The following is a 22,465-nucleotide window of genomic DNA, read 5'->3' as shown; positions in this document are numbered from 1 at the left end:
ATGGAAAATGCTAAGACTAGAAAAATTATCCCGATTTCTGATACTCACGCGGCCATTGCAGCGGGAATGATGATGTCGTTCTTTGTTATTTGGATATTGATTTCTGGGATGGGTGACGATTTTATTTCATGGATTGGTGGAAAGGGTAATCTGTCTGGCTGGGTGCAAGCAGTCGCTGTAATAGTTTCTTTGGCTATTTCAATTTATTTGCCTTACAGGGAAAAAATTATTAAACGCAACGCTAACTATGAGTTGGTGCTCGCATGTATGCATCAGTTGCGTGATGTTCTTCATATTCTTGTTTTAGAAGTGCCTCGCACAAATAGAATAGATTCAGCTTTTTCTGTTCATAAAGAAGAAATTTCTGTAGTGCGAGGTTTGCTTTCTCGTGTAAATCCAGAAGATCTACCTACCTCCATAATCAGGATCTGGCATAACGTATTAGTTATTGCAGAAAAATTAGAACGACATGGATCTTCTGTGAGATCTAGAGCAGAGTTACAGGAGTTTATGCGCATTGAAATTAGTAGGTTGAATGGCTATATTAACGATATCAAATGAAATAGAAGATATGCCTGTTCATTTTTTGGTTTATGACGGTGACGTGGGCACTCCTGATTGCTCGAGCTAGATTCCGAGCGCTTGCTGGACGGCAGGTGGCGCGGCCAGGTGCTGCTGACAAGCTGGGTTGAGCCAAAGCACCTCTGTTTTCACGGCGGTGCCGCGCCCGGCCGAGATACGGGCGCCGGTGGTGTGGACCTGCCAGTCGGCCAGCTCGCGCTCGTACAGTTCCGATGGGTAGCCGCTGAGCACGACCATGCCTCTGAGGCCACGCAGCACGCCCAGCAGCTCGATGTGCTGCTCGTCCGTCATCTCGTGGCGGTAGCAGCCCTGCGTGACGTTGCGCAGCGAGCGCGTGCCGAACACGTAGGGCGGATCCACGAAGTGCAGCGTGTCGGCGGTGTCGTGCTGCTGCATGACCTCGACCGCGGGCCGGTTCTCGATCAGCACGCCCTGCAGGCGCTCGATGATGGGTGGCAGCTGGCCTGGGTAGCGGCTCCAGAGGTGCTGGGCCGTGCCGTAGGGCCTGGCAGTGTCAATGCGAAAGCCCGTCACGCCCTTGGTGGCACCTGCAGAGCCGAAGCCCATGCACGCTCGCACGGCGGTGCGCCGCGCCCGCTCTACCGGCTCTTCGCAGTCCTGATATGACAGGTCGAACTCGGCCCGCGCGTATGGCGTGAGGTGCAGCAGCTGGATGAGTCGTTCGGACTGGCCAGGGTCCCGCAACACGCGGAAGAAATTGGCGATGTCGTCGTCCAGGTCATTGTAGACCTCGGCATATGCCCGCGGCTTTTGCAACAGCACGCCAGCCGCGCCGCCGAATGGCTCGACGTAGCAGCGGTGCGTGGGGAAGTGTTGAAGCACCCAGGGCGCCAGCCGGAACTTGGCGCCGTGATAGCGCAATGCGGGGGATGTGACTTGTGGCATGAGTGCAAAAAGCCCGAGAGGCGACTGCTAAACGGGCTATGGGAGGTTAGGATTCACCGCTCATGAAAGGAGAGGGCGATGGACGTTTATCAATGGATGGATAGTTCGATTCAGGCTATGAAGGCAATGAAGGTGTTGCCTCCGCCGGAGGATGTGTGCTGGGCTTTTTGGTGTATGAGTAAATCAGAATGGGCTGCATGGATGCAAGCAGTCTTTAGCGTTTTTGCTATATGCGTGGCTATAGCCGTTCCCCTATGGCAGCACAAAGTAGTCGCAAGACGAGAAAATGTTGTTGCAATTCTTCTCGCAATTTCAGTTGATGAGCAGCTTAAAGACCTTTGTATAAAACTTAGGCAGCTTGCTGAGGAGAGTGAGAATTGGATTCTGAAAATACCAGAGTTCCACGATGTTATTAGAGTGGTTCGCAACGTGCCAGTCATGAATTTTCCAGGACTTGATGACCACGCTGCTCTTTCGCCTCTTGGAGTTAAGTATCTTAGAAAGGCTTTTAAGGCTGCTGCTCAGATTAAGCAAACCAAAGATTTTGTAGATTTGTTTTTTTCAGAATATAATCAATCATCTGATAGATGGACGCAGGCAATGTGGAATGTTAGTGAATCAGCGGCTAAAGCGGCCGACCTCTGTTCCATAGCGCATAAGGAGATTGAGGGGTTTCAGAGAAAGCATCGAATCATCAGGTGATGATTTACCCATTTGCGTAATCGTTTCTTGCATGTCTAGAAGAGATCAGAGCCCGCAATGGACTCTGGTTGCAAGGCCTTTTCAAGCGGCGGGCTTGATCAGGAACTGATTCCGGTCCTTGCCGTTGATCCAGTTCGGCGGCTTGCCCCGGTCGGTCCAGTGGCGCAGGATGTTGCACCAAGTGGATCAATGTCCGCAGGGCAATCCTTCACCCTCGGCCAGCTCCGAAGGAACCGTAGCCCCGCAGCTCAGGCAGCGACGCAATGGCGCCCGGGCTGTCGGCTGGTGGGCGCTGCACTTCACCGCCTTGACGCCATCTGGATATGACTTGATGACTGGCATGGAGCTGAAAGGCAGGGTGGCACAGGCGCGGCTGCCGCCGCAGCAGGTCTGGCACATGGAGCCTTTGGGCTGATGATGAGTCATCGCCTGGGCTCCTTGTCGCTGGTGCGGTGGACCAGGCCTTGCCAGTGCTGGCCCGGTGGCAGTGGCGTGGTGTGGCCGGCTCCGTCTGCTGTGGGCTTGGGCATCGCACCTTGCAGTGCTGGCGAGTCAAGAAATCCCACGCGCGAAGCCTTCGTGATCCGCGCAAACTCGATCTCTGCGCGCGAGCTGGCCACCAACGTCTGGCCTATGTCGGTGATGGCGCGGGCGATCTGCGGAGTGGTAGCGCCGCTGCGCAGGTCCTTGATGGTCTGGAGCAGCAGCGATTGCAGCTGGCCCATGCCGCTGGTTTCAGGCGGCGCGGGCTGGGTGTCGGTTGTGGTGGTGGTCATGCTCGGCTTTCTCGATTTCCTTGATCTCTTGGTCCAGCTGGCGTGTGAGTTCCCACACGGGCAGCAGGTCGATGGGGACGGCGGCCCCGTTGCTGCGGGACAGCTCTGCGCGAGGGATGCAGCGCAGGTTGTTGATGTCGAAATTGGATGTGTCGCCGTCATGGAAGATGACGGCATGGCCCTCCGGGATGGGGCCGCGGTGCTGCTCCCACACGATGCGGTGCACCAGTGCCCAGCGGTTTGGCTCGGCCACCTTGCGCTTGAGGTAACGGGCTGCATGTGGCAGCGCGCGGGGCGGCGTGGTCCAGCGCTCGGTGCCTACGGGCACCCAGGTTGGCGGCCGGTTGCCGGCCTTGAAATGGCTTCGACCCAGCTCCGCGCTGTACCCGTGCAGCCCCTTGTTCCAAGGCTTGAATCCAGCGGTGAACTGACCCTGCCGCCGGCCCTGGCGCAGCATGGAGGTGCTGTAGGTCTGGGACAGCACTGCAGGGCTTTTGTGCAGCCCTAGGCGGCTGGCCCGGGTAGCGATGTCCTGCATGGGCATGCCCAGCAGCTCGCCCAAGTCCTCGTTGAGCATGTCGGCATACAGCAGCTGCAGCAGGTCATCAAGGTGCGTCCAGCGGCCGGTGCGCAGGGTCTTGGCGCCGGGTGCCTTTTTCACGCCCAGGCCATAAGCGCGCTGCTGCACATGCCTGGCCGAGCGCTGCAGGTGCGCAGCGACGGCAGCCGTGGGCTGGGTGGGGTAGTGCGCGCGCAGGTAGGCATCATCCTCGGCACGCCATGGCGTGTTCTTGCTCATAGCGGGAGACCTACCTGCTGCCCCTTGATCTGCAGCACGCGGCGCGCTGCGTTGCCGACTTCGGCAGTGACCGAGTAGCCGAATCCATCGGGGTTGATCAGCTCGCGGAGCAGGTCGAAGGCCTCGGCAGCATCCGGCGCCAGGTGGCTGGCGTCGTAGGTGGTGGTTTCGAGGTTGGGTAGGTGCTGGGCCATGCGCAGCAGCTCCAGTGCGGCCGCGTCCTCGGTCTGCAGGCCGCGCCCAGGCACCGGGCGGGGCAGGTTGGTGGTCAGGGCAACACGGCCCTCGTCGTCGGCGGAAATGGCAATGATGATCTGGCGGGCCATGGTGGTCTCCTGTGAAGTGGCGGGGTCAGGACGGGGTTGCGTCAAGGTGCAGAAGGCGGTGTATCTGGTCGCGCGAGCGGTCGAACTGGACAGCCCACGCGGCACGCTGGGTGATGGGTGGCCTGCTGGCGTGCTGTGCTGCCAGGGCGTGGGCGTCGGCCAGCGCGAGGGCGTGGCGCAGCGCGTAGTGCCAATCGCTGGCCCAGTGGTGGTCGCGGTCAGCGGTGGCAGATGACGACATAGGGCCGGTCTCCGAATTGCTCCAGCGCCCAGGCGCATGCGTCTTGCGTGCAGGCGCCGACGAATTGCTGCTGCGTGCAGCCGCATTTGATGGTGAAAGTGCGCATGTGACTCCAGTAATCAGAGGGATGGCAGTTCCAGCGGGATCTGCTGGAGCTTGGTTGCGGCGGGCGCATCAGCCGCGCTGGCCTTGCGGCTGCGGCGCTTGGGTGGAGCTGCAGCAGCTGCGGCGCTGGCCAACTGCTCGCGCGCCCTGGCGAAGGTCTGGGCCACGTTGGTGTGCTCGCTGCGGCGGTAGACAAAGGCCTGATCGGTGATCGGCGTGGAGGGGCGGGTGATGCGGGCGAGTTGCATGTGGGTCTCCGGCATGCAAACGGCCCGCTCAGTGGCGGGCCGTTGGTTGGTCAAAGAAGGTGGTGCCGCACCAGGCGTAGAGCAGCATTCCGCTGTGCCTGGCCTCGTCCAGCGCCGCATATCCCGCGTTGCTCAGCAGCGCGCATGCGCTCCAGATCAGGGGGTGGCCGTCGCCCTCGCGCTCCATCACGGCGCCTTCGGCCAGGTCGCGGAAGTAGGTGGCCAGCCAGAACGGGCCAGGTGGCGTCGGCGGCGGTGTCTCGGGGTACGGCGGGCTCATTGGTGCTGCGTGACCGCGTCGAAGAACGTGGTGCCTGGCCAGGCGTAGAGCAGCATGCCGTCTTCCTGCGTGTATTTCGCGGATTTGCGCGCCTTCTCCTGCGTGAGCGTCGCCGCCATGTAGGTGGCTGATCGGGTGACCTGATCCGACTTGGGGGCGCCGATCGCTTCCAGCTTGGTTGCCAGGCCTTCCAAGGCAACGCAGTGCGCAAGGTCTATTAGGTAGGCGGCGAGCCAGAAATTCTTTTTGTCAGGGTCTGGCAATCGGGGGAAGGCCATGCACAGGTGCTCGGCCTTCGGTTTGCGAAGTGGGCGGCGCGGTGGGATGGCATTTGCCATGGCAGATCTCCAGTGGTGGACGAAGAAAAGGGCCGGTGCCGCGTGGCGGCTGCGTGGGCTAGATGGCTGGTGGTTGCGAAGAAAGAAGCCCAGGCCCGGCGGAAAGGAAAGCCACATGTGCCATTCAGAGCTGAGGTGCTCCAGCGAGGGCATGGCTGTATGGCGTGACAACCTGTAAACTCAGGTGTCAAAAGTTTGGAGCAGATATGAATTTGAGGACGGTTGGCAGCACCATTGCCCTGAGCATTCTTCTCACCGCTTGCGCTACTACTTATGAAGATAGGGCGATCAAGGATAAGAATTATTCTGGTGCTCTGTACTCGGTCAGTTACTACGAGGCCAAGGCCGGCAGAGACGACGTTGATAAGCTGGTGGCAAGAATCAAGGATGCCGCCGGTTCTCAGTATCAGGTGCAGTTCTACGAAGACACCAAAAAATTCATTCAATATAAAGAAAAGAATCGCGCCTTCTTCAAGGACATGGTCTTGTATATGGCCAATGCTCAACGAGGTGGTTTGCTGGATGCGGCGCAAGCGGCAGATATCAACCAAATTCTTTATAAGGAATTGGCGCAGCAAGCTATCTTGAAGCCCACGATTTTGAATGCTGAGCTAAAGGAGAGCTATCCAGATTTGCCGAAGTACATGGGCGCAGCGTACGAGTCTGAGTATCGCCGAGCTCTCAATGGAGAACTGCCGGATATGGAGGCGTATGCGTCCGTTTACTCGGCCATGAAGAATAGTGACAATGCAAAGGCTGCTGCGCTTTTGCCGGTTGTGCGCACAAAAATGGCTGACCTGATCAAGTCAATGGGGCCGGGTGCGTGGCGCGATCTTGCTGGAGTTCTTGCCGTCTACACAGCGACCCGCGACCCAGTCATTGAACAACATGTTCTGCAGTTCGTCACGCGCGCAGACCTCTCGAAAAAGCAGCTCAAGGAAGAGGTGGCGACTGTCCTTCCCGACTTGGCCGCCAAGGCAAGGGCAGAGAGAGAGCTTCAAGTGAAGATCGTTTCCGACAGCAACGATCCGTTCATAGATGAGCTTCCCAAGGCGCTTGAAGATTTTGATGAGTGGATAACTGTTGAAGACGAGGCGAAGCGAAAGCTGACCATTGCCCGGTTGCGCATTACTGAGCGGCCTGGAAATCCTCTTGTCAGAACGCAAACGGTTAGCGATCTGGATTTTGCTACGAGACTGCTGATTCCGAAGAATGCCAGCGTTCTTTACGATACCACCACAACCAACTATGAGATCAGTTGGAGCATGAATGTCAGCGATTCTGCTGGCAAGGGATCAAAAGTCATATCTGGCAAGAAATCTGAGCAGAAAATTGAATGCTCCAACATCCGATATAAAAATGTGTTTGGCGGTGAAGGCGAAGTTGGGTTGATCCCAACCAGCATCCAAGGCGTCTGTAACAGGAAGAGCGGCATAAACTTTGATGCCATCCGCTCCGAGGCTGTCAAGGAAATTGCGGGAGAAATCGTGCAGCTGCTGCGTAAGGACCAAAAGGTATCCGGTACTACGCGCAGTTAATAGTCCTCAGTCCTTTGTGATCTTTTCGTATTTCACAGCGTCATTGACAGGCCCAGCACCTTAAGTGCCGGGCCTTTTTATTGCCCGTTCTTTCCGGGCCGTCAGCCATCTCTGGCTGGGGTTTTCTGTTCTTGGCAACCCTGTTTGCCTCACCTGGTCGCCCGTCTACCGCGCTTTGGCAGGACTGGGCCGGGCAGGACTACCCGCGCAGAGCAGCGGCCCATGCCCGCTGGTGCTTGTGCCGGTCTGCCCCGCAGGTCGGGCAGACATCATCGGCGTGCAACTTTTGAAAGACCGGGGCTTGCCCGGTCGATGCCGTGGTGCCCGGCGCAGCCGGTTGGGGCGGCGCTGGATGATTGTAAACACGTTTACATAAATGGCGCAATTGATTTGTAGATGAGTTTACAAATTTGAATTTTCCCCATCCAAAAAAATTCCCTTGTGAAGCGTGTTGGGGTGCGGCTATGATTCAGATATGTATGGAAACACAGTACTCTCGAGCGAGGCTGAAGAGCAAACGCTCGTCAGAGTACGCGGCGCGAACGAGGCCGAAGTGGGGGTCGAAGTGTGTTTGAGCGAGCTGACGCGCCAGGGCGTGAAGGCCCTAATTTTTCCCAACGAGGAACTGCTTAGGACTTGGCGGCTGCGTCTTGCAGCACTTGCATGATGGCAGTGCTGGCAGCGTTGAAAGCTTTTGCGCGACTCAGCTTGTCGGACTGCGAGATCATGTCGAAGAGCACCGCCAACTCTACGGCAGCCGGGGATAGTTCTGTGGGTGCGTTGATCGCTGGCGGCTGGTCCATCTGGCCTTCACCGGTCAGTAGCCATCTCGAATTCACCTTGAGATAGGCGGCAACTTTTTCATGCGCCTCGGTGCGCAGCTTTTGGTCCCGCCCCTTGGCGTTCGTCAGGATCATGCCAATGTTCTGAACGGACCTGCCTGCCGCGGCAGCAACGTCCTTGCGCTCGATCTCACGCCCAAGCGCCTCTGATCGCTTCTGCATGGCTTGTAGTAGGCGTTCCCCATAGAGCATGGCGCACCTTAATCCCTAATATGTAAATTTGGTTGCCTCAACTCTTGTAAACATGTTTACAATGAGGTATGAAAAAAGATCACGCTATAGCGCTGCTGGGCGGTACGGCCAGGAAGGCCGCTGAAGCGATGGGCTATCGCGCAGTTCAAACCATCTACTTGTGGCCCGACGAACTGCCACAGGCGACCGCCGATCGTGTGATGGGCGCTGCCGCGCGGATCTCAAAGTCGGTAAGTGAAGGGTTGCCAACGTTCAGCAACCAGGAGGTCGCCCATGGCTGAACCCCTCTACCGTCCCGCGTTCATGGTGCTCTCTCGTGCCAATGGCGGTGTGCGCATGGAGCTGCGCAAGGGTCATCGCTCCGTGCGGCGCTCGTTCACTCCAGAAGAGGCGCAGTTGCTGATGTTCATGCTGGCGACCGCGCTGGCGGACTTTGATCAAGATCGCGCGCCAGAGATTGCTAAACAGGCAGTTCTGTGCGAGATCGGCCGTTACGGCAAGAAGCAGCATGGCTGACCCCTCATTCCATACCCGTCTGGAGCACGTTTGCCTGAGAGCGGATGGCACTCAGCAGGCTGTAGCGCATTTCACGCATGACAGCTTCGGCACCTCCCTGCTCACTTTGGTGTTTGCGGGCGCTCAGGTAGATCTCCGCTCGGCTGACCAGTCGATCCGCTTTCCTCGTGATGTACGGGTCAAGGCCTTTGAGTTCATTAGCCACAAATGCGATTCGCTGATAGCGCATTGCATCCGCCTTGGGCATGGCGTCTGCAAGCAGTGCCTCAATTTCGTCACACAGTTTGTGAATTTTCTGATGGGAAAGACTGGTCATGAATTTCGGTTTCCTTGTCAGTGGATTTTTCTTGTCAGTTTCTTCGGCCTGCTGGCTTCCCAGATGCCGGGCCACTCCTGCCGCAACACCGATTTGATGGAGAGGCTGTGATGCGTGCCTACCTTTGGTTTTCCCTGGTGGTCTGCGCTCTTTGTGTATGCGGTCGGGCTATTTGGCTGGCACGCGGAGAGTTCCCTCGGCGCACGGCTGGCCAAGCCGTAGTGGATCTGATTTTTGATTTGGTGATGGCTGGCTGGGCTCTGGGTTTGCTGCTGCAAGGAGGTGCCCATGCTTGAAGAACTGCGCCGAGAACTGTTCCGATGCCAGGCGCGAGCGCTGTGGCTGCGCTCGCTGGCGGTGTCTGATCCGCTTCTCAGCGCGCGGCTGCAGGCGGAGTCCAGTCTTGCATTTCTTCGTGCAACGCAAGGCGAATGTCCTCTGGACTCATTGAGCGGACATCCCGAGGCAGCCAGTGATATTTCCGAATCAGGTGGTAGTGCACTGCCTCCATGCCATCGATCGTCTTCCAGCCATGTTTCTCCGCAAGGTGGAAACCAAAAACTTCCAGCAGGTAGTTCAAGTTCCCATTCGATTCGTGCCACTTCTTGAGTATGTCGAAGCGATCTTTTTCGGTGTATTGCTGCTGGCTCATGTCCGCCCTCCTTGGCGTAATTGGTTGTGTGAGAGCTTCCATCGTAACCAAGGCATGGGCGGACACCCTTTTGCGCTCTCATGCCACAAGCCTCGCAGCAATGGCCTGCAAATGGGAAATCACTGCAGGATGTGCTGTCCGGGTCTCCTGCATGCGCTGGCAGCACAGCTCGCTCCAGCGGGCCAGCGCGGCCGCGCCGAAACCGGCTCGGCCTTCGCCTTCCAAGACTTCGATCATCTGGCCCAGGAACAGCTCCAGGGCCTGCGCCCATTGGGGGCTGCCGATGTTGTCTGCTGTGGGCGTTGCGGGTGCGGTGCTGTGGCTCATGTCGATGGCTCGCAAGGGGTTGTGCTGATGAGTGCAACTTTCTCAGTTGGCATCGCCCCTGGCTATGTCGAAAGTGAGCCTCAAGCCGACATTGCCGCCGGCATGGACGTGCTCGACGCGGCTTACCTGATCGCGCAGACCAGCCAGGGCGGCATCAAGGCCCTGGCGGTGCGCATGGGCATCAACGCCGGCACGCTGCAGCACAAGCTCAACACCAACAACGACACCCACCACCTGACGCTGCGCGAATCCGTGCGGCTGCAGGTGGTGACGGGCAATGCAGCGGTGCTGCATGCCATGGCCAGCGAACTCGGCTACGAGTGCCGGCGAACCCTCCCAGACCAGGCCGAGGGCGATCCGGTGGAGGCCTTCATGCATTTCCAGTCCGCCGTGGCCGAGGTCACGCGCGCCGCAGCTGATGCGCACCGGCAGCCGTCGCGCAATGCCGTGCGGCGCCTGGATCGCCAGGTGCAGGAACTCACGGTCATGGCGCAGTACCTGGCCCGCTCGGCACAGCAGCGCCTGGCCGACACCCCTGGAGGTGGCAATGCGTATTGATATCAAGCCTGAGGGCGGTGCCCGATACAAGCGTGCCCTGGCCGGCCTGGATGGCGGGCAGATTGCTCAGGCCACGGCCGAGGCCATCAACATGGGTGCGGGCCGCGTCAAGAATTCCATGCGCTCTGAAATGCAGAACGTTTTTGACAGACCCACAGGCTACGTGCTGCAGTCCGTGCAGGTGGTGAAGAAGGCCACCGCCGGAGACCTCAATGCGCTGGTGGCGCCTACCTACATGGGCGGCAAGGGCGTGGACCCGCAGCAGATCCTGGCCGCTCAGGAGGATGGGGGCCGGCGCCGTGACAAGCGTAGCGAGAAGGCCCTGCGCACGGCAGGCATCTTGCCCATTGGCTACCAGACCGCGATCCCGGCCACGCCATACCCGGGCAGCGATGACGGGCGCGGGAACCTCAAGGGCTCGACCCTGGTACAGCTGATTGCCTACTTCCAGGCCTTCGGCGAGCAAGGCTACCGGGCCAACATGACCAAGGGGCGCATGCAGGCCCTGCACCAGCGCGGCGGCAAGGGCGCGCGCTTCATGGGGCCGGTGAAGGGCATCCGCTACATCGTGGCCTATGGCCGCTTGCGCGGCGGTGCGCGGGCCACCGCGCGTGGCGAGTTCGACAAGCGGGCATCCAATCTGCCGCCCGGCATCTGGGCGGTGACCGGCACAGGCGGCGCAGATGTGCGGCCGGTGCTGATGTTCGTGCGCGGTGGCAACTACAAGCCGCGCATCAGCCTGGACGGGGTGCGCAAGCGCTCGGGCATCGATGAGCTGGTTCCTCGCTGGGTCCGTGGCCGCGTCTACGACGCATTCAAGAAAGCCAGTCAGGGCTGACGGCCCGGCTGATATCAGGAGAGATAGACATGCAACACATCACGCATCAGGTGACCTCGCATGACACCAAGGCGGATTCGTTTTCCGCCATTGGCAATGCCATGCGGGTGCGCCTCAACGAACGGCTGTACAGCAGCCTGGCCGAGGCCCACCGCCGGGGGCAGCCCGCCCTGAGCCGGCGCGAGCTGCGGGACTTCCACAACGAGTGCACGGGCGAATGGCTGGAGATCTCCAGCGTGGCCAGCACGGTCAATGCGCTGGTCGCGGCCAAGCGGGTGGAGGAGGTGGAGGCACGGGCCTGCTCCCTGCCGCCCCATCGCCTGGTCAAGCCTGTGCGCTGCCGCCTGCAACAGGCGACGTTGACGGACTGAATTGATATCGAAGGTTGTGCAGGCATGAATCACTATCCCCACCACATCGGCGACTTCGACACGGAGACGCGGCATTTGTCACGGCTGGAGCGTGCCATCTACCGTGACATGCGTGACATGTACTGCAAGACGGAAGAGGCATTGGACGGTTCGGACATGGATCGCTTGGCGCGGCGCCTGTTGTGTCGTTCGCCGGAAGAGATCGATGCCTTGCAGTTCGTGCTGGCAGAGTTCTTCACGTTGCTGCCTGATGGCCGATATCAGAACGATAAGTGCGAGCAGATTGTGGCCCAGTTCCGCCAGCAGCAGGAGGGGCGCGAAGAGGTCAAGAGCAACGAGCACCTGCGGCAGAAACGCAGTAGGGCTAGGCGTAGTGCTATCTTTTCTGCGCTTCGTGCTCTGGGTGTCGTGCCCGCTGCCAAGGCCAAGGCGGCAGAGCTGATGGCCCTGTGCCGCCAGCATGGGATCGTTGTGACAGATACCAGTGTCACGCTCAATGGCACGGACTGGCTTGGTGGTGATACGGGCAATGTCACGCCACGTCACGGTGATGTCACGGGTGTTGTCACGCCTCGTCACGGCGATGACACGGGTAACCAGAACCAGAACCAAAACCAATACATACCCCCCAACCCCCCTGCAGGGGGGGCGAACGGTGGATTGGCTATCGCCACGGCACTTGCAGGCAGCTTCCCGGAGCATCGGCGCACCCGGTTGGTGGACGTGGCCGACGCCGTGGCCGATGCCATCGCCCGTGGCGACGTGACCGCCGAGGAACTGCTGGCTGCCGCTGAGCAGCAGCGTGGACTGCTGGCGGCGAAGGATGGCAAGGCCTGCCCCAGCCTGCTGCGCTGGGTGCGTGAGCAGCGTTGGAGGGACGTGGTGATGCTGGCCTCTGCGGCTGGAGAGGGGCAGCAGCCCGACAACTGGGCGGACACGCGCAGCGGCGTCGAGGGCATGGCGGCCAGCCTGGGCATGCCGGGCTACGACGACTGGTGCGATGCGCGAGCGGGGCAGGGCCTGCGGCGGGCGTTCGCGGACTACGAGGCGGCAGTGCATGCGCTGCTGGGCGAGCGTCAGGGGGTGTCGGCATGACGGTGCGCACCCTCATCGGCGCGGCGGCGCCCCTCTCGATGTGCTTAAAAAATAGGCAGGATCGCGGGTCCTTTTTGGCCCCCTTGGAAGCGGGTAATTCGAGCCGCGCTCTCGGACTGTTGCGCAACCTTCCTAAGGGGGTTAAGTGAAGGTCCTGCCTTACTTTGATGCTCCTATTTCGCAAGCAGAATTCGCTGCTTTGATCGGTGTCAGCGAGGCCCGCGTGAGCCAGCTGGTGAGCGAAGGCGTGATCGTCCGGGGCGATACGGGCCACGAATGGCTGCTGGGCTACTGCGAGCGCCTGCGCGACCAGGCGGCGGGCCGTGCCTCGGCCGGTTTGGGTGGGCTGGACCTGGTTCAAGAGCGTGCGGCGCTGGCGCGCTCGCAGCGCGAGGCCCAGGACCTGAAAAACGCCGTCGCCCGTGGTGAATTCGCGCCCATCGGCGCCCTGGCGGACGTGCTGGGCCTGGCCAGCTCGGCGGTTGTGGACCGCATGGACCAGATCGAGGGCCAGTTGCGCAAGGCCTGCCCGGATCTGCCCGAGGATGCCCGCGTCACGGTGCTGCGCGTGCTGGCCGATGCTCGAAACGAGTGGATCCGTGTCACGTCCAAGCTGATCGGAGAGCGCGTGGCGGCCATGGCCGAGGCTCCTGACGAGGATGAGCTGGACGAGGAGGCCGCATTTTGAGCGCGCCCCTGTCGAGAGAAGCGATTTCCGCCATCCAGGCCGCCGCGCAGCTGGGCCTGTCCAGCCTGCGGGCGGACGCACCGCAAACACTGTCCGAATGGGCAGCCGACCACTTCCTGCTGGCCGGCGAATCCAGCCACCAGAAGGGCGGTTGGGTGGCATGGCCGTTTCAGATCGGGATCTTGGACTTCATGTCCGATGACCGCATCGAGGAACTGGCCGTCAAGAAGTCCAAGCGCGTCGGCTACTCCAAGATGATTACCGCCTTCGTCTGCTACAACATCGCGCACCGCCGCCGCAAGCAGGCGCTGTGGCAGCCTACGGACGACGACCGTGACAGCTTCGTCAAGACCGAGATCGAGCCCCTGCTGGACAGCAAGGACGGCGTGCCTTCGGTGATCGCGGCCCGCAAGCAGGGCAGCCGGGTCGAGGAGACCATCAAGTACAAGCCTTTCCGCGACAGCGTGCTGCACCTGCTGGGCGGCAAGGCTGCGCGGGCCTACCGCCGGATCACGGTGGCCGTGGCCATCCTGGATGAATGGACTGCGTTCGACCAGACCATCGGCGGCAGCAAGGACAAGTCGGCGGGCTCGCCGGGCACCTTGGCCAAGGGCCGGCTGGAAGGCGCTCCTTACCCCAAGTTCATCGGCGGCAGCACGCCCGGCATCAAGGGCCTGTGCCACGTCAGCCGCGCCTGCGAGGATTCCGATGACGAGGTCGACTACCTGATCGAGTGCCCGCGCTGCGAGGCCGAGCACCCGCTGACCTGGGGCGGCAAAGAGGTCATGCACGGCTTCAAATGGGAGGCCGGCAAGCCCGAGACCGTGCGCCACATGTGCCCCCACTGCCGGGAGTCCATCAGCCAGGCCGAGTACCTGCCCGGCGGCTGGCCGCTGACGGGCGCCTGGGTGTGCCGGCGTTCTGGCCGCCGCTTCGGCGCCGACCGCATCTGGCGCACTGCCGATGGCACGCCCTGCAGGCCCCCACGCACTCTGGGCGTGCACCTCTGGGCCGCGTACAGCCCGCAGCGCACCTGGGCGTCCATCGTGGACGAGTTCGAGAAGGCCCACCGCGCCCTGCAGGAGGGCGATGCTGGCCCCATGACCTCGTTCACCAACGAGACGCTGGGCCAGGCCTGGGAACTCAAGGGGGAGGGCACCGACGACCATGTGCTGCAGGCCCGCGCCGAGCCCTACGCCCTGGGCACGGTGCCCGTGGGTGGCCTGGTGCTGGCGGCTGGCGTGGACGTGCAGCGCACCTGGTGGCAGATCAACGTCTGGGCATGGGGCCGTGGCATGGAAAGCTGGATCGTGGACCGCCACATCATCGAGGGCAATCCTTCCAGCGAAGGCGACTGGGCGCCCGTGACCGCTTACCTGCAGCGCCGCTACCGCCAGGCCTGGCACGGTGGCAGCCTGGGCCTGAGCGCCATCAGCATCGATTCGTCCGACCAGACGCAGGCCGTCTACAACTATGTCCGCACGCACCAGCACATGCTGCCCAACCTGCGCGCCATCAAGGGCGACAACAACGACAACCGGCCCATCGTGGGGCCGGCCAGCATGCAGGACCTGGACTGGCGCGGGCAGAAGGTCAAGCAGGGCATCAAGCTCTGGCTGGTGGGCGTGGACAACGCCAAGGATCTGCTGCTGGGCCAGCTGGCGATCACGGACGCCGGCCCGGGTTGCGTGCACTTCAGCGAGGACCTGCCGCGCGAGTTCTTCGAGCAGCTGACCGCCGAGCAGCGCATCCTGGCCAAGGTCCAGGGCCGCGAGGCCTACCGCTGGGTCAAGCGCCGCCAGCGCAATGAGGACCTGGACTGCCGCAACTACGCCATCCACGCGGCCATGGCCCAGGGCCTGCACAAGTACACCGATGCGCGCTGGTCGCAGGTCGAGCAGATGGTGCAGCCAGCCCGCGACCTCTTCAGCCCGCCTGAACTGCCACCCGCTGGCGCACTTCCGGCCGCTGCGACTGCCACCGCTTCAGCACCGTCGCCTGCTCCTACATCATCCCCTGCCCGTGCTCCGGACCCAGCGCCGCGCCGTGCAGCTCCCATTCGCCGAAACGGCGGCTTCTCCCGTTCCTGGTAGCCCTCATGACCTCCAAAACCAACACCACTCTGCCCCTCATGCAACCGGACGCGGCCAAGTCGCCCGCCACGCCAGAAGCGGATTTCGCACCAGACCTCGTGGACCGCATGTTCGACTATCTGGTCGAACTGTTACCCGAGCTGCGTGGCAGCCCCGCCATTGTTGAGCGTGTCCAGCAGCAGCTGCGCAGCGAGTTCGCCGGCCAGGATGCCTACATTCCCGCCCGGTCTTCCGTGGGCAAGGCAGAGGAACGCCGGCAGGTGCTGCGGCTGTGGAACGGGCGCAACGCCAAGGCTGTGGCGCGCACGCTGGGCATCAGTCGGGCAACGGTGTACCGGTACCTAGAAGCGAGTCGGCTGAATCCGTCTCAGGTTTCCGGGAAATGAGACAGTTGCCCCGGTAGCGTGCGGCATATGAGCACGCTCCAAGACCTTCAGATGCGCCTCGCGCGCCTCAATGCTGCCATCCACAGTGGTGAGCGCACCATTACGACCGAGGATGGCGCCTCGGTCACCTATCGCAGCCTGGACGAGATGATGGGCGCACGCCGGGATCTGCACACGCAGATCTCGGCCGTGGCCGGCACCGGCCAGTCGCGCGCCCTGGTGGCACGGTTTCGCTTCGCCGGCCTGCGGGACCGTTGATCATGCAGCGCCGTACCGTAGCCCGCAGGGCCTCCCCCACGCTGGTTGACCGTGTTGTCGGCTATTTCTCGCCCGCGCAGGGCGTGCGCCGCCAGGTTGCCCGGGAAATGCTGGTGCGCGCCTACGAGGGCGCCAGCCGCGCCGATGGATGGCGCGTCAAGCGCTCGGGGGCCAGCCCCACGGCAGACCACGCCGCCGATGCGCGCGAGCTGCGCATGCGCGCGCGCTCACTCGCGCAGAACGTGCCGAACATCGTGCGCGCCGTCAATGCCGTGCTCGCCATGCGCGTAGGCCAGGGCATCGTGCCCGTGTGGGCCGACGAGGGCCTGGCCAAGCGCTGGCGCGAATGGGTGCCCCATGCCGACTATGACGGCCTGCTGGACTTCTACGGCCTGCAGTACAAGGCCGAGCGCACGCGCGATGTCGACGGCGCCGTGCTCATCCGCAAGCACATCCAGCGCATGGGCTCCACGGTGCCGCTCAAGCTGCAGCTGCTGGAGATCGATTTCCTGGACGTGGAGCGCAACGGCGTGCTGGCTGGCGGGCGCGAGATCATCCGGGGCATCGAATACGACAAGCGCGGGCAGCGCGTGGCCTATTACCTCTTCGACCGTCACCCGGGTGATGCCGGCATGTGGACCCTGGGGCGCAGCGGCACCAGCCAGCGCGTGCTGGCCGAGGAAATCATCCACTTCTTCGACTCCGAGCGCCCCGGCCAGCAGGACGGCATCACGCGCCTGGCGCCCATCATCGCCAAGGTGCGCGACCTGCATACCTACGGCGACTCTGAGCTGCAGCGCAAGCAGCTGGAATCGCGCATGGGTGTGCTGGCCGAGATGGAAGGGGCTGGCGGCATGCCGCCGCCGCTGCCCGAGGAGGCCGGGGGGCAGAAGCCCGGCCTCATGGACCTGGGAGATCTTGCGGGCGGCGGCATCGTGGGCCTGCCGCCGGGCATGACCAATCCCACCTTCATCGAGCCGAAGGCCGTGCCGGGCTTTGGCGACTACATGAAAGGGGGTTGGAAGGAGGTGGCCGCAGGCTATCGCTGCCCCTACGAGCTGATGACGGGCGACTTGACGGAGGTGAATTTCAGCACCTCGCGCATGAGCATGAACCAGTTCCGGGCCGAGGTCGAATCCGAGCAGTGGCGCGTCACCGTGCCGCGCCTGTGCGCTCCCATTGCGCGGTGGTTTGTGGCGGCCGTGGATCTGGTCGCCCCGGTGCCGGCCGTTGTGGCTGCGCCGGACTGGAGCACGCCGCGTTGGGCCAGCCCGAACCCTGTGCAGGACGTGGCCAGCGACCTGAGCGCCGTCAAGGGCGGTATGCAGAGCATCAGCGAAGTGATCCGGCGCCGGGGCTATGACCCCGAGGCCGTCTTCAGCGAGCTGGAGGGCGACCTGGTGCAGCTGCGTGATCGCGGCATCCTGCCCCTGCTGGCTGCGCTGTGGGGTGCGCAGAACCCCATTGACTTAGTGGCCCAGATGGAGGGGCAGGGGCAGAAGTGAAATCGTCTCAGTTTTCCGGGATTTGAGACAGTCAAACCGGAAAACTGAGCGCCATGCCACAAGCCAACGCCCAATCTTCCGCGCCCCAGGTCCACGATTTGCCGGTGCAGACGCGCGCCGCAAGCCTGGTCCCCGACACCTACAACGAGGCCGACAGCACGGTCGAGGTGGTCTGGACCACGGGCGCCATGGTGCGCCGCTACGACTGGTGGAACGACCGTCCCTACGACGAGGACCTGCAAATCACCCCCGAAGCCGTGGACATGGCCCGTTTTGACGCCGGCACTGTCCAGGTGCTGGACGGTCACCGTGCCTATGGCGGCGTGGCTGCCATCCTCGGCATTGCCGAGCGCGGCTGGATCGAAGGTGGCGAAGGCCGGGCCGTGATCCGGCTGAGCCAGCGTCCCGAGCTGGCCGGCATCGTGGCCGACATCCGCGCCGGGATCATCCGCGCCATCAGCTTTGGCTACAGCGTCCAGCGCTACGAAATCACCCGCGCCCAGGACCGCACGGACGGCATCAACGTCGATCTCTACCGCGCAGTCGCCTGGACTCCGCAGGAAATCTCTTTCGTCACCGTGCCTGCCGACCCCAACGCCGGCACGCGCAGCGCACCCACTTCCCAGGCCCCGTCCGGTGCAGCGCCCCAGGGCGGCATGCCGTGCGAGTTCTTCCAACGGGCAGCCGCCCAACCTACCACCCAGGAGCACCAACGTATGCCCCAAGCAAACCAAGCCGGTGAAGGCGGCCAGACCGCCAACACCCCCCAGGGCGCCGCGCCCACCAACGTCTCTCAGGTCCCGCAGAACCGCCAGACCGAGGGTGCGCCGCAGCCCGCGCCTGCCGGTGCGTTCGACGGCCAGCGCGCCGCCGACATCGTTGCGCTGTGCCAGCGCCACAACCTGGCCGAACTGCAGACCGAACTGCTGCGCAACCAGTTCACCATGGACCAGGCTCGCGCCGCCGTGCTGACGGCGCTGGACCAGCGCAGCCAGGCCAACGCCAGCGGACCCACAACCACCATCCGCACCGTGGGCGACGAGCACGAAACCCGCATGCGCGGCATCGAAAACGCGCTCATGCACCGCCTGGACCCTGGCGCGCAGCTGGACGACAACGGCCGTCAGTACCGCTCGCTGTCGCTGGTGGAGATGGCGCGCGAGGTGGCCGAAGGCCTGGGCCAGAAGACACGCGGCATGAGTCGCGCCGAGATCGTCAACGTGGCGCTGCGCGTGCGTTCCGGCATGCTGGGCACGGGCGACTTCCCCGCGCTGCTCGGTGGCGTGGGCCAGCGCGTGCTGCGTGCTGCCTATGACGAGGCGCCCAGCACCTACCAACTGTGGGCTCGCCGTGCCTCCAACCTGCCGGACTTCCGTATCCGCCAGGCCATCGGCGTGGGCGGTGATGTCGAACTCAAGAAGCTCAACGAGCACGGCGAGTACACCTACGGCAGCCTTTCCGAGGATGTCACGGGCTACCGCGCCTTCACCTTCGGCCGCTCGCTGGCGATCACCCGCCAGATGATCGTCAATGACGATCTGGACTCCCTGACACGTACAGGGACCAAGTTTGCCGCCGCAGCGCGGAGCCTGGAAAACCGTCTGGTTTATGGCCAGATCCTCAATAACCCGGACATGTCCGATGGCGAGCCTCTGTTTGATGCCGCGCATCGCAACCTGCTGACCGGCGCAGGGTCCAAGTTCTCGCTGGAAGCACTGTCCAGCCTGCGCACGCTGATGCGCAAGCAAAAGGGCCGGGATGAGGAGACGCTGAACATCGCTCCGGCCTACCTGCTGGTCCCCTCCGACCTGGAAACCCTGGCCTACCAGTACACCAGCCCCAACTACCAGCCCACCAAGGCTGGCGACATCAACGAGTTCCGTACAGGCGGACGCACTGCGCTGGAGCCCATCGTGGAGCCGCTGCTGGATGACGTGTCCACCACTGCGTTCTACCTGGCGGCCCGCGCTGGCCAGATCGACACCGTCGAGTACGCCTACGTGGACGGCTACGAAGGCCTGCGCACCGAGACCTTCTCCAGCGAAGACGTGGACGGCGTGAAGCTGCGCGCCAGCCTGGACTTTGCCGCCAAGTGCCTGGACTGGCACGGCCTGGCCAAGAGCAACGGCGCCTGAGCGCGCCGCCATCCACACACACGCTTTCAGGAGTTCAACCCATGAAAAACTACCAACAGCGCGGCCACGTCATCGAGGTCCCGGCAGCTGCCGCCGCAGTGGCAGCAGGCCAGGCCGTGGCCATCGGTGCCATCCTCGCCGTGGCCAATGGCCCGGCCCAGGTCGGCGAGCCCTACAACGCCGAGCGCGTGGGCGTCTTTGTCCTGCCCAAGGCGGCAGGCACCGCGTGGACGCAGGGCCAGCCCCTGCGCTGGGATGTCGAAACCGGCGCGTTCGCCGTTGGCGGCGCGGCCACGGCCGGCGACGTGACGGGGGCGGCGTTCGCCTTCGAGGCGGCCGACAGCGCAGCCACGCAGGGCGCCGTCTGCCTGCCCGGCGTCATCGGCACGGTCGCCTAAGCGGAGCGGGTACTGGCATGACTTTCCTCCTCATCCCAGGCGCCGAGCGGGCAGGGCGCGTGCGCTCTGCCCAGCAGCGGCACCACGCCAATGCGGTGGCTGTCTGGCAGGGCGGCGAGCCCTTCGGCGTCATCCTGCGGCGCGGCCCGCGCGAGGCCTTGGGGATGGTGGGTGCCTACGTCCTGGCCTGCCGGCTGCCCGCTGACATGGTGCCGGGCATCGCCCAGGGCGAGCCCATCGACATCGACCAGGTCACCTACCGGATCGCCGAGCCGCCCCAGCCCGACGAGTCCGGCTGGCTGCTGCTGCAGCTGGAGGTGGCCTGACATGGCGCAGCACATGCAACAGCAGATCCTGGCCGCCTGGCGCGTGGATCTTGTGCTCGCGGCCACCCTGGCTGGAGACAGCGTGCGCGTCGAAGGTCGCAACGCATACCCGGTAAGTGCCCTGCCAGCCATTGATATCAGCGCGGCGGACGAAGGCATCGAACCCCTCTCGGGCGGGCGCGGTGGCCTGGCCACGCTGCACCGGGAATTCCTGGTCGATGTCACCAGCATCGCCACGGGTGAGCAGGCACGCGAGCAGGCCATGGAGCTGCATGCGCAGATCGAGGAGCGCATGGGGCCTGCTGCTGGCGGCGTGCTGCACGGCTTGCTGATTGCGCCACCGCGCCTGCGCGGCATCCGGGGGCAGTGGGACGACGCCGCTACCCAGCCCATCTACATCGTGCGCGGCATGTGGCTGTGCCGATACCTCACCGCCGAGGGCGCCCCGCGCGGCCCGGCATCCCATCCTTGAAAGGAAACGACCATGGCAGTCCAAAACGTTCGTACCTCGGCCGGCAGCAAGCTGCTGATCTGTGCCGCCCGGCCAGCATCCTACGATGCTGCCGGCTTCCAGGCCCTGGCCTTCAAAGAGATCGCTGAGATCACCGACCTGGCCGAACTGGGCCGGGAATACAACCAGGCCACGCATTCGCCCCTGGCAACCCGCCGCATCGTCAAGCGCAAAGGCAGCTTCAACGATGGCAGCCTGTCCGTGCCCATGGCCCGCGACATGAACGACGAAGGCCAGGTGCTGCTCAAGGCTGCATCTGTGTCCGACGACAGCTACAGCTACTGCATCCGCCTGCAGGACGGTTCGAGCCACTATTTCACGGCGCAGTGCATGAGCTTCAAGCTCAACGTGGGCAGCGTCGATTCCATCACGGCGCACACGGCGCAGTTGGAAATCGACAACGACATCATCGAAGTCCCGGCCATCTCGTTCACCCTGGCCTACACGGCCGGCGCCAATGGCTCCATCGTGGGCGTCGCCAGCCAGACCGTGCTGCAGGGCGCCACGGGCAAGCCTGTGTTCGCGCAGGCTGCGGCCGGCTTCGACTTCGAAAAGTGGAGCGACAACAGCACGGAAAACCCGCGCTCCGATGCCAACGTGCTCGCCAACGTGGCGGTGCAGGCCAGCTTCATCCCTGAGTAATTCGCCGCCGCCTTGCCCGGCTGCGGCCGGGTGGCATGCCCCTCTGTCTTTCTTTCATCGCCACCACCATGCTCAAGCTTTCCCAACTCCGCGTTGCCGACACCGCTGCCCTGCATCTGAAGGATGCCGCCGGCGAACCCCTGTACTTCAAGGACCCCACCAAAGGCGCTGGGGCTGTGGAGCAGCCCGTGCTGATCCATGTGTACGGCCCCGGTTCGGAGCCCTACCGCAAGGCCCAGTTGGGCGCCCAACGCCGCGTCATGGCGCTGGTCAAGAAGAACCGCCGCGCGCTGGAAGAGCGCACGCCCGAGGAGCGTACTGCCGATACCGCAGCGCTGCTGGCGGACATCACGCATTCCGTCGAAGGCCTGGATCTGGAGGGCCGCCCCGTGCGCGAGGGCATGCAGGTCCTGTACGCGGACCCTGCTGCCGGCTGGGTGGCTGACCAGGTCAACGCCTTTGCGGCGGACTGGGCAAATTTTTCCAAGAGTGCGCCGAAGGACTGAGCCTCTACGTGCGCACATGGGCGTGGCTCAACGCCCCGCTCAAGCCCAAGAACGGAAAAAAGACCCAGCCGCAAGATGATGAACCCAGGATCACACGCATCGAGGAATTCAAGGCAGAAGGCCGTGAGCCTGACGTGCCTGACCCTGGTCCGGCCGGCTATCTCCTCGAAGTGTTCTTCGACCTGGGGCCATCGCTGCAGTCGCCCATGGGAGAAACGCCCATCGGCTACGAGCAGCTGGTGGCGTGGCAGTCCATTCACGGCGTGCAGCTCACGCCCTGGGAGGGCAAAACGCTCTGCGACCTGTCCATCGCATGGATGGTTGCCAAGGACGCAGCCAAGGACCCCGCTGCCCCTCGGCCGGGCAGCGTCGATGAATCGCCTGAGCAAGCCGAGGAGCGGCGCAAGCGTGTCTCCAGCGGCCTGGGCGACATGCTGCGCTCGTTCCGGCGCGCGCCGAAGTGACCTGC

Annotated in this window: 35 protein-coding genes; 21 read left to right on the top strand and 14 right to left on the bottom strand. The window is 63.1% G+C overall.

All coding sequences use genetic code 11. The features are described 5' to 3' along the window. Entirely contained in the window at positions 1-561 is a 561-nt protein-coding gene (locus DACI_RS32270) for a hypothetical protein (protein WP_157059702.1), read from the top strand. Between the two features lie 66 nt (positions 562-627). Here DACI_RS32270 and DACI_RS23710 read toward each other — a convergent pair whose 3' ends face one another. Next, positions 628-1,488: a DNA adenine methylase gene (locus DACI_RS23710; protein WP_012206503.1), complete on the bottom strand. Its 861-nt coding sequence runs from the start codon at positions 1,486-1,488 to the stop codon at positions 628-630. Between the two features lie 78 nt (positions 1,489-1,566). On the opposite strand from DACI_RS23710, the gene DACI_RS32265 reads away from it, so the two are divergent. Beyond that, the gene (locus DACI_RS32265) at positions 1,567-2,190 is read left to right on the top strand and encodes a hypothetical protein (protein ID WP_157059701.1); all 624 of its coding nucleotides are present in this window, start codon (positions 1,567-1,569) and stop codon (positions 2,188-2,190) included. A gap of 422 nt (positions 2,191-2,612) precedes the next feature. Here the strand turns inward: DACI_RS32265 and DACI_RS23695 are convergent, their stop codons facing one another. From DACI_RS23695 to DACI_RS23665, 8 genes are read right to left on the bottom strand one after another with little or no spacing between them, the layout of a single operon-like run. Then, on the bottom strand, positions 2,613-2,966 hold the full coding sequence (locus DACI_RS23695; protein ID WP_012206502.1) for a hypothetical protein: 354 nt from the start codon (positions 2,964-2,966) through the stop codon (positions 2,613-2,615). Further along, complete coding sequence (locus DACI_RS23690) at positions 2,926-3,765, bottom strand: HNH endonuclease signature motif containing protein (protein ID WP_012206501.1); 840 nt, start codon at positions 3,763-3,765, stop codon at positions 2,926-2,928. The genes DACI_RS23695 and DACI_RS23690 overlap by 41 nt, the downstream gene beginning before the upstream one ends. Continuing rightward, positions 3,762-4,091 carry a hypothetical protein gene (locus DACI_RS23685; protein ID WP_043782402.1) on the bottom strand — a complete coding sequence of 110 codons (330 nt, stop codon included), beginning with the start codon at positions 4,089-4,091 and terminating at the stop codon, positions 3,762-3,764. The genes DACI_RS23690 and DACI_RS23685 overlap by 4 nt, the downstream gene beginning before the upstream one ends. Positions 4,092-4,116: 25 nt before the next feature. Continuing rightward, positions 4,117-4,332: a hypothetical protein gene (locus tag DACI_RS23680; RefSeq protein ID WP_043782399.1), complete on the bottom strand. Its 216-nt coding sequence runs from the start codon at positions 4,330-4,332 to the stop codon at positions 4,117-4,119. Continuing rightward, positions 4,310-4,438 (bottom strand): hypothetical protein, encoded by a 129-nt coding sequence (locus tag DACI_RS32740; protein WP_255247323.1) that lies wholly within the window; start codon positions 4,436-4,438, stop codon positions 4,310-4,312. The genes DACI_RS23680 and DACI_RS32740 overlap by 23 nt, the downstream gene beginning before the upstream one ends. Positions 4,439-4,451: 13 nt before the next feature. After that, a complete protein-coding gene (locus tag DACI_RS23675; RefSeq protein ID WP_012206499.1) occupies positions 4,452-4,685 on the bottom strand; it encodes a hypothetical protein in 234 nt (77 codons plus the stop codon). 28 nt (positions 4,686-4,713) lie between these two features. Continuing rightward, complete coding sequence (locus DACI_RS23670; RefSeq protein ID WP_012206498.1) at positions 4,714-4,965, bottom strand: hypothetical protein; 252 nt, start codon at positions 4,963-4,965, stop codon at positions 4,714-4,716. Next, on the bottom strand, positions 4,962-5,303 hold the full coding sequence (locus DACI_RS23665) for a hypothetical protein (RefSeq protein ID WP_043782397.1): 342 nt from the start codon (positions 5,301-5,303) through the stop codon (positions 4,962-4,964). The genes DACI_RS23670 and DACI_RS23665 overlap by 4 nt, the downstream gene beginning before the upstream one ends. Positions 5,304-5,509: 206 nt before the next feature. Here DACI_RS23665 and DACI_RS23660 point away from each other — a divergent pair, with 206 nt between their 5' ends. Next, positions 5,510-6,841: a hypothetical protein gene (locus tag DACI_RS23660; RefSeq protein WP_012206497.1), complete on the top strand. Its 1,332-nt coding sequence runs from the start codon at positions 5,510-5,512 to the stop codon at positions 6,839-6,841. 629 nt (positions 6,842-7,470) lie between these two features. Here DACI_RS23660 and DACI_RS23655 read toward each other — a convergent pair. Then, complete coding sequence (locus tag DACI_RS23655; RefSeq protein WP_225970993.1) at positions 7,471-7,758, bottom strand: hypothetical protein; 288 nt, start codon at positions 7,756-7,758, stop codon at positions 7,471-7,473. Positions 7,759-7,943: 185 nt separating this feature from the next. Between DACI_RS23655 and DACI_RS23650 the strand changes: the two genes are divergently transcribed. Next, a complete protein-coding gene (locus tag DACI_RS23650; RefSeq protein WP_034395226.1) occupies positions 7,944-8,156 on the top strand; it encodes a hypothetical protein in 213 nt (70 codons plus the stop codon). Next, positions 8,149-8,391: a hypothetical protein gene (locus DACI_RS23645; RefSeq protein WP_012206495.1), complete on the top strand. Its 243-nt coding sequence runs from the start codon at positions 8,149-8,151 to the stop codon at positions 8,389-8,391. Before DACI_RS23650 ends, DACI_RS23645 begins: the two co-directional genes overlap by 8 nt. 4 nt (positions 8,392-8,395) lie before the next feature. Here the strand turns inward: DACI_RS23645 and DACI_RS32260 are convergent, their stop codons facing one another. The 4 genes from DACI_RS32260 to DACI_RS23630 form a co-directional block, all read right to left on the bottom strand. After that, positions 8,396-8,707: a hypothetical protein gene (locus tag DACI_RS32260; protein ID WP_012206494.1), complete on the bottom strand. Its 312-nt coding sequence runs from the start codon at positions 8,705-8,707 to the stop codon at positions 8,396-8,398. A gap of 17 nt (positions 8,708-8,724) precedes the next feature. Next, positions 8,725-8,997 (bottom strand): hypothetical protein, encoded by a 273-nt coding sequence (locus DACI_RS32255; RefSeq protein ID WP_157059700.1) that lies wholly within the window; start codon positions 8,995-8,997, stop codon positions 8,725-8,727. Positions 8,998-9,080: 83 nt separating this feature from the next. After that, the gene (locus tag DACI_RS23635; RefSeq protein ID WP_043782392.1) at positions 9,081-9,359 is read right to left on the bottom strand and encodes a molybdopterin-binding domain-containing protein; all 279 of its coding nucleotides are present in this window, start codon (positions 9,357-9,359) and stop codon (positions 9,081-9,083) included. 78 nt (positions 9,360-9,437) lie between these two features. Beyond that, positions 9,438-9,686 (bottom strand): hypothetical protein, encoded by a 249-nt coding sequence (locus DACI_RS23630; RefSeq protein WP_043782390.1) that lies wholly within the window; start codon positions 9,684-9,686, stop codon positions 9,438-9,440. Between the two features lie 27 nt (positions 9,687-9,713). On the opposite strand from DACI_RS23630, the gene DACI_RS30840 reads away from it, so the two are divergent. From DACI_RS30840 to DACI_RS23550, 16 genes are all read left to right on the top strand, one after another. Next, positions 9,714-10,244 (top strand): phage regulatory CII family protein, encoded by a 531-nt coding sequence (locus DACI_RS30840; protein ID WP_050771867.1) that lies wholly within the window; start codon positions 9,714-9,716, stop codon positions 10,242-10,244. Then, positions 10,234-11,082 carry a hypothetical protein gene (locus DACI_RS23620; RefSeq protein WP_012206490.1) on the top strand — a complete coding sequence of 283 codons (849 nt, stop codon included), beginning with the start codon at positions 10,234-10,236 and terminating at the stop codon, positions 11,080-11,082. Before DACI_RS30840 ends, DACI_RS23620 begins: the two co-directional genes overlap by 11 nt. A gap of 29 nt (positions 11,083-11,111) precedes the next feature. After that, positions 11,112-11,453, top strand: a complete 342-nt coding sequence (locus tag DACI_RS23615; RefSeq protein ID WP_012206489.1) for a hypothetical protein — start codon at positions 11,112-11,114, stop codon at positions 11,451-11,453. Positions 11,454-11,477: 24 nt separating this feature from the next. Next, positions 11,478-12,548, top strand: coding sequence for a YdaU family protein (locus DACI_RS23610; RefSeq protein WP_012206488.1), 1,071 nt, complete (start codon positions 11,478-11,480; stop codon positions 12,546-12,548). A 199-nt stretch (positions 12,549-12,747) separates the two neighbouring features. Continuing rightward, positions 12,748-13,236, top strand: coding sequence for a hypothetical protein (locus DACI_RS23605; RefSeq protein WP_050771866.1), 489 nt, complete (start codon positions 12,748-12,750; stop codon positions 13,234-13,236). Then, complete coding sequence (locus tag DACI_RS23600; protein WP_012206486.1) at positions 13,233-15,329, top strand: phage terminase large subunit family protein; 2,097 nt, start codon at positions 13,233-13,235, stop codon at positions 15,327-15,329. The genes DACI_RS23605 and DACI_RS23600 overlap by 4 nt, the downstream gene beginning before the upstream one ends. 5 nt (positions 15,330-15,334) lie before the next feature. After that, positions 15,335-15,715, top strand: a complete 381-nt coding sequence (locus DACI_RS23595; RefSeq protein WP_012206485.1) for a Mor transcription activator family protein — start codon at positions 15,335-15,337, stop codon at positions 15,713-15,715. A 27-nt stretch (positions 15,716-15,742) separates the two neighbouring features. Continuing rightward, a complete protein-coding gene (locus DACI_RS23590) occupies positions 15,743-15,973 on the top strand; it encodes a phage head-tail joining protein (protein ID WP_012206484.1) in 231 nt (76 codons plus the stop codon). Positions 15,974-15,975: 2 nt separating this feature from the next. Beyond that, positions 15,976-17,478 (top strand): phage portal protein, encoded by a 1,503-nt coding sequence (locus DACI_RS23585; RefSeq protein ID WP_012206483.1) that lies wholly within the window; start codon positions 15,976-15,978, stop codon positions 17,476-17,478. 53 nt (positions 17,479-17,531) lie between these two features. Further along, positions 17,532-19,613, top strand: a complete 2,082-nt coding sequence (locus tag DACI_RS23580) for a prohead protease/major capsid protein fusion protein (protein ID WP_012206482.1) — start codon at positions 17,532-17,534, stop codon at positions 19,611-19,613. A gap of 41 nt (positions 19,614-19,654) precedes the next feature. Beyond that, positions 19,655-20,011, top strand: coding sequence for a DUF2190 family protein (locus tag DACI_RS23575; RefSeq protein WP_012206481.1), 357 nt, complete (start codon positions 19,655-19,657; stop codon positions 20,009-20,011). A 17-nt stretch (positions 20,012-20,028) separates the two neighbouring features. After that, the gene (locus tag DACI_RS23570) at positions 20,029-20,337 is read left to right on the top strand and encodes a head-tail joining protein (protein WP_012206480.1); all 309 of its coding nucleotides are present in this window, start codon (positions 20,029-20,031) and stop codon (positions 20,335-20,337) included. Positions 20,338-20,350: 13 nt separating this feature from the next. After that, positions 20,351-20,809: a hypothetical protein gene (locus DACI_RS23565; RefSeq protein ID WP_225970992.1), complete on the top strand. Its 459-nt coding sequence runs from the start codon at positions 20,351-20,353 to the stop codon at positions 20,807-20,809. Positions 20,810-20,821: 12 nt separating this feature from the next. Next, positions 20,822-21,490, top strand: coding sequence for an InlB B-repeat-containing protein (locus tag DACI_RS23560; RefSeq protein WP_012206478.1), 669 nt, complete (start codon positions 20,822-20,824; stop codon positions 21,488-21,490). A gap of 68 nt (positions 21,491-21,558) precedes the next feature. Further along, positions 21,559-21,996, top strand: coding sequence for a hypothetical protein (locus DACI_RS23555; protein ID WP_225970991.1), 438 nt, complete (start codon positions 21,559-21,561; stop codon positions 21,994-21,996). Between the two features lie 8 nt (positions 21,997-22,004). Next, positions 22,005-22,460: a phage tail assembly chaperone gene (locus DACI_RS23550; protein WP_012206476.1), complete on the top strand. Its 456-nt coding sequence runs from the start codon at positions 22,005-22,007 to the stop codon at positions 22,458-22,460. The last annotated feature ends 5 nt before the right edge of the window (positions 22,461-22,465 follow it).

The sequence above is a fragment of the Delftia acidovorans SPH-1 genome (assembly GCF_000018665.1).
Lineage (GTDB): Bacteria > Pseudomonadota > Gammaproteobacteria > Burkholderiales > Burkholderiaceae_C > Comamonas > Comamonas acidovorans.
Note: the sequence above shows the minus strand (reverse complement) of the source record. Positions and strands in the feature narration are given on the sequence as shown.

Coding starts and splice junctions, on each gene's coding strand:
- DACI_RS32270 (WP_157059702.1), top strand. CDS start 1: ATGGAAAATGCTAAGACTAGAAAAATTATCCCGATTTCTGATACTCAC.
- DACI_RS23710 (WP_012206503.1), bottom strand. CDS start 1,488: ATGCCACAAGTCACATCCCCCGCATTGCGCTATCACGGCGCCAAGTTC.
- DACI_RS32265 (WP_157059701.1), top strand. CDS start 1,567: ATGGACGTTTATCAATGGATGGATAGTTCGATTCAGGCTATGAAGGCA.
- DACI_RS23695 (WP_012206502.1), bottom strand. CDS start 2,966: ATGACCACCACCACAACCGACACCCAGCCCGCGCCGCCTGAAACCAGC.
- DACI_RS23690 (WP_012206501.1), bottom strand. CDS start 3,765: ATGAGCAAGAACACGCCATGGCGTGCCGAGGATGATGCCTACCTGCGC.
- DACI_RS23685 (WP_043782402.1), bottom strand. CDS start 4,091: ATGGCCCGCCAGATCATCATTGCCATTTCCGCCGACGACGAGGGCCGT.
- DACI_RS23680 (WP_043782399.1), bottom strand. CDS start 4,332: ATGTCGTCATCTGCCACCGCTGACCGCGACCACCACTGGGCCAGCGAT.
- DACI_RS32740 (WP_255247323.1), bottom strand. CDS start 4,438: ATGCGCACTTTCACCATCAAATGCGGCTGCACGCAGCAGCAATTCGTC.
- DACI_RS23675 (WP_012206499.1), bottom strand. CDS start 4,685: ATGCAACTCGCCCGCATCACCCGCCCCTCCACGCCGATCACCGATCAG.
- DACI_RS23670 (WP_012206498.1), bottom strand. CDS start 4,965: ATGAGCCCGCCGTACCCCGAGACACCGCCGCCGACGCCACCTGGCCCG.
- DACI_RS23665 (WP_043782397.1), bottom strand. CDS start 5,303: ATGGCAAATGCCATCCCACCGCGCCGCCCACTTCGCAAACCGAAGGCC.
- DACI_RS23660 (WP_012206497.1), top strand. CDS start 5,510: ATGAATTTGAGGACGGTTGGCAGCACCATTGCCCTGAGCATTCTTCTC.
- DACI_RS23655 (WP_225970993.1), bottom strand. CDS start 7,758: ATGATCCTGACGAACGCCAAGGGGCGGGACCAAAAGCTGCGCACCGAG.
- DACI_RS23650 (WP_034395226.1), top strand. CDS start 7,944: ATGAAAAAAGATCACGCTATAGCGCTGCTGGGCGGTACGGCCAGGAAG.
- DACI_RS23645 (WP_012206495.1), top strand. CDS start 8,149: ATGGCTGAACCCCTCTACCGTCCCGCGTTCATGGTGCTCTCTCGTGCC.
- DACI_RS32260 (WP_012206494.1), bottom strand. CDS start 8,707: ATGACCAGTCTTTCCCATCAGAAAATTCACAAACTGTGTGACGAAATT.
- DACI_RS32255 (WP_157059700.1), bottom strand. CDS start 8,997: ATGGGCACCTCCTTGCAGCAGCAAACCCAGAGCCCAGCCAGCCATCAC.
- DACI_RS23635 (WP_043782392.1), bottom strand. CDS start 9,359: ATGAGCCAGCAGCAATACACCGAAAAAGATCGCTTCGACATACTCAAG.
- DACI_RS23630 (WP_043782390.1), bottom strand. CDS start 9,686: ATGAGCCACAGCACCGCACCCGCAACGCCCACAGCAGACAACATCGGC.
- DACI_RS30840 (WP_050771867.1), top strand. CDS start 9,714: ATGAGTGCAACTTTCTCAGTTGGCATCGCCCCTGGCTATGTCGAAAGT.
- DACI_RS23620 (WP_012206490.1), top strand. CDS start 10,234: ATGCGTATTGATATCAAGCCTGAGGGCGGTGCCCGATACAAGCGTGCC.
- DACI_RS23615 (WP_012206489.1), top strand. CDS start 11,112: ATGCAACACATCACGCATCAGGTGACCTCGCATGACACCAAGGCGGAT.
- DACI_RS23610 (WP_012206488.1), top strand. CDS start 11,478: ATGAATCACTATCCCCACCACATCGGCGACTTCGACACGGAGACGCGG.
- DACI_RS23595 (WP_012206485.1), top strand. CDS start 15,335: ATGACCTCCAAAACCAACACCACTCTGCCCCTCATGCAACCGGACGCG.
- DACI_RS23590 (WP_012206484.1), top strand. CDS start 15,743: ATGAGCACGCTCCAAGACCTTCAGATGCGCCTCGCGCGCCTCAATGCT.
- DACI_RS23585 (WP_012206483.1), top strand. CDS start 15,976: ATGCAGCGCCGTACCGTAGCCCGCAGGGCCTCCCCCACGCTGGTTGAC.
- DACI_RS23580 (WP_012206482.1), top strand. CDS start 17,532: ATGCCACAAGCCAACGCCCAATCTTCCGCGCCCCAGGTCCACGATTTG.
- DACI_RS23575 (WP_012206481.1), top strand. CDS start 19,655: ATGAAAAACTACCAACAGCGCGGCCACGTCATCGAGGTCCCGGCAGCT.
- DACI_RS23570 (WP_012206480.1), top strand. CDS start 20,029: ATGACTTTCCTCCTCATCCCAGGCGCCGAGCGGGCAGGGCGCGTGCGC.
- DACI_RS23565 (WP_225970992.1), top strand. CDS start 20,351: ATGCAACAGCAGATCCTGGCCGCCTGGCGCGTGGATCTTGTGCTCGCG.
- DACI_RS23560 (WP_012206478.1), top strand. CDS start 20,822: ATGGCAGTCCAAAACGTTCGTACCTCGGCCGGCAGCAAGCTGCTGATC.
- DACI_RS23555 (WP_225970991.1), top strand. CDS start 21,559: ATGCTCAAGCTTTCCCAACTCCGCGTTGCCGACACCGCTGCCCTGCAT.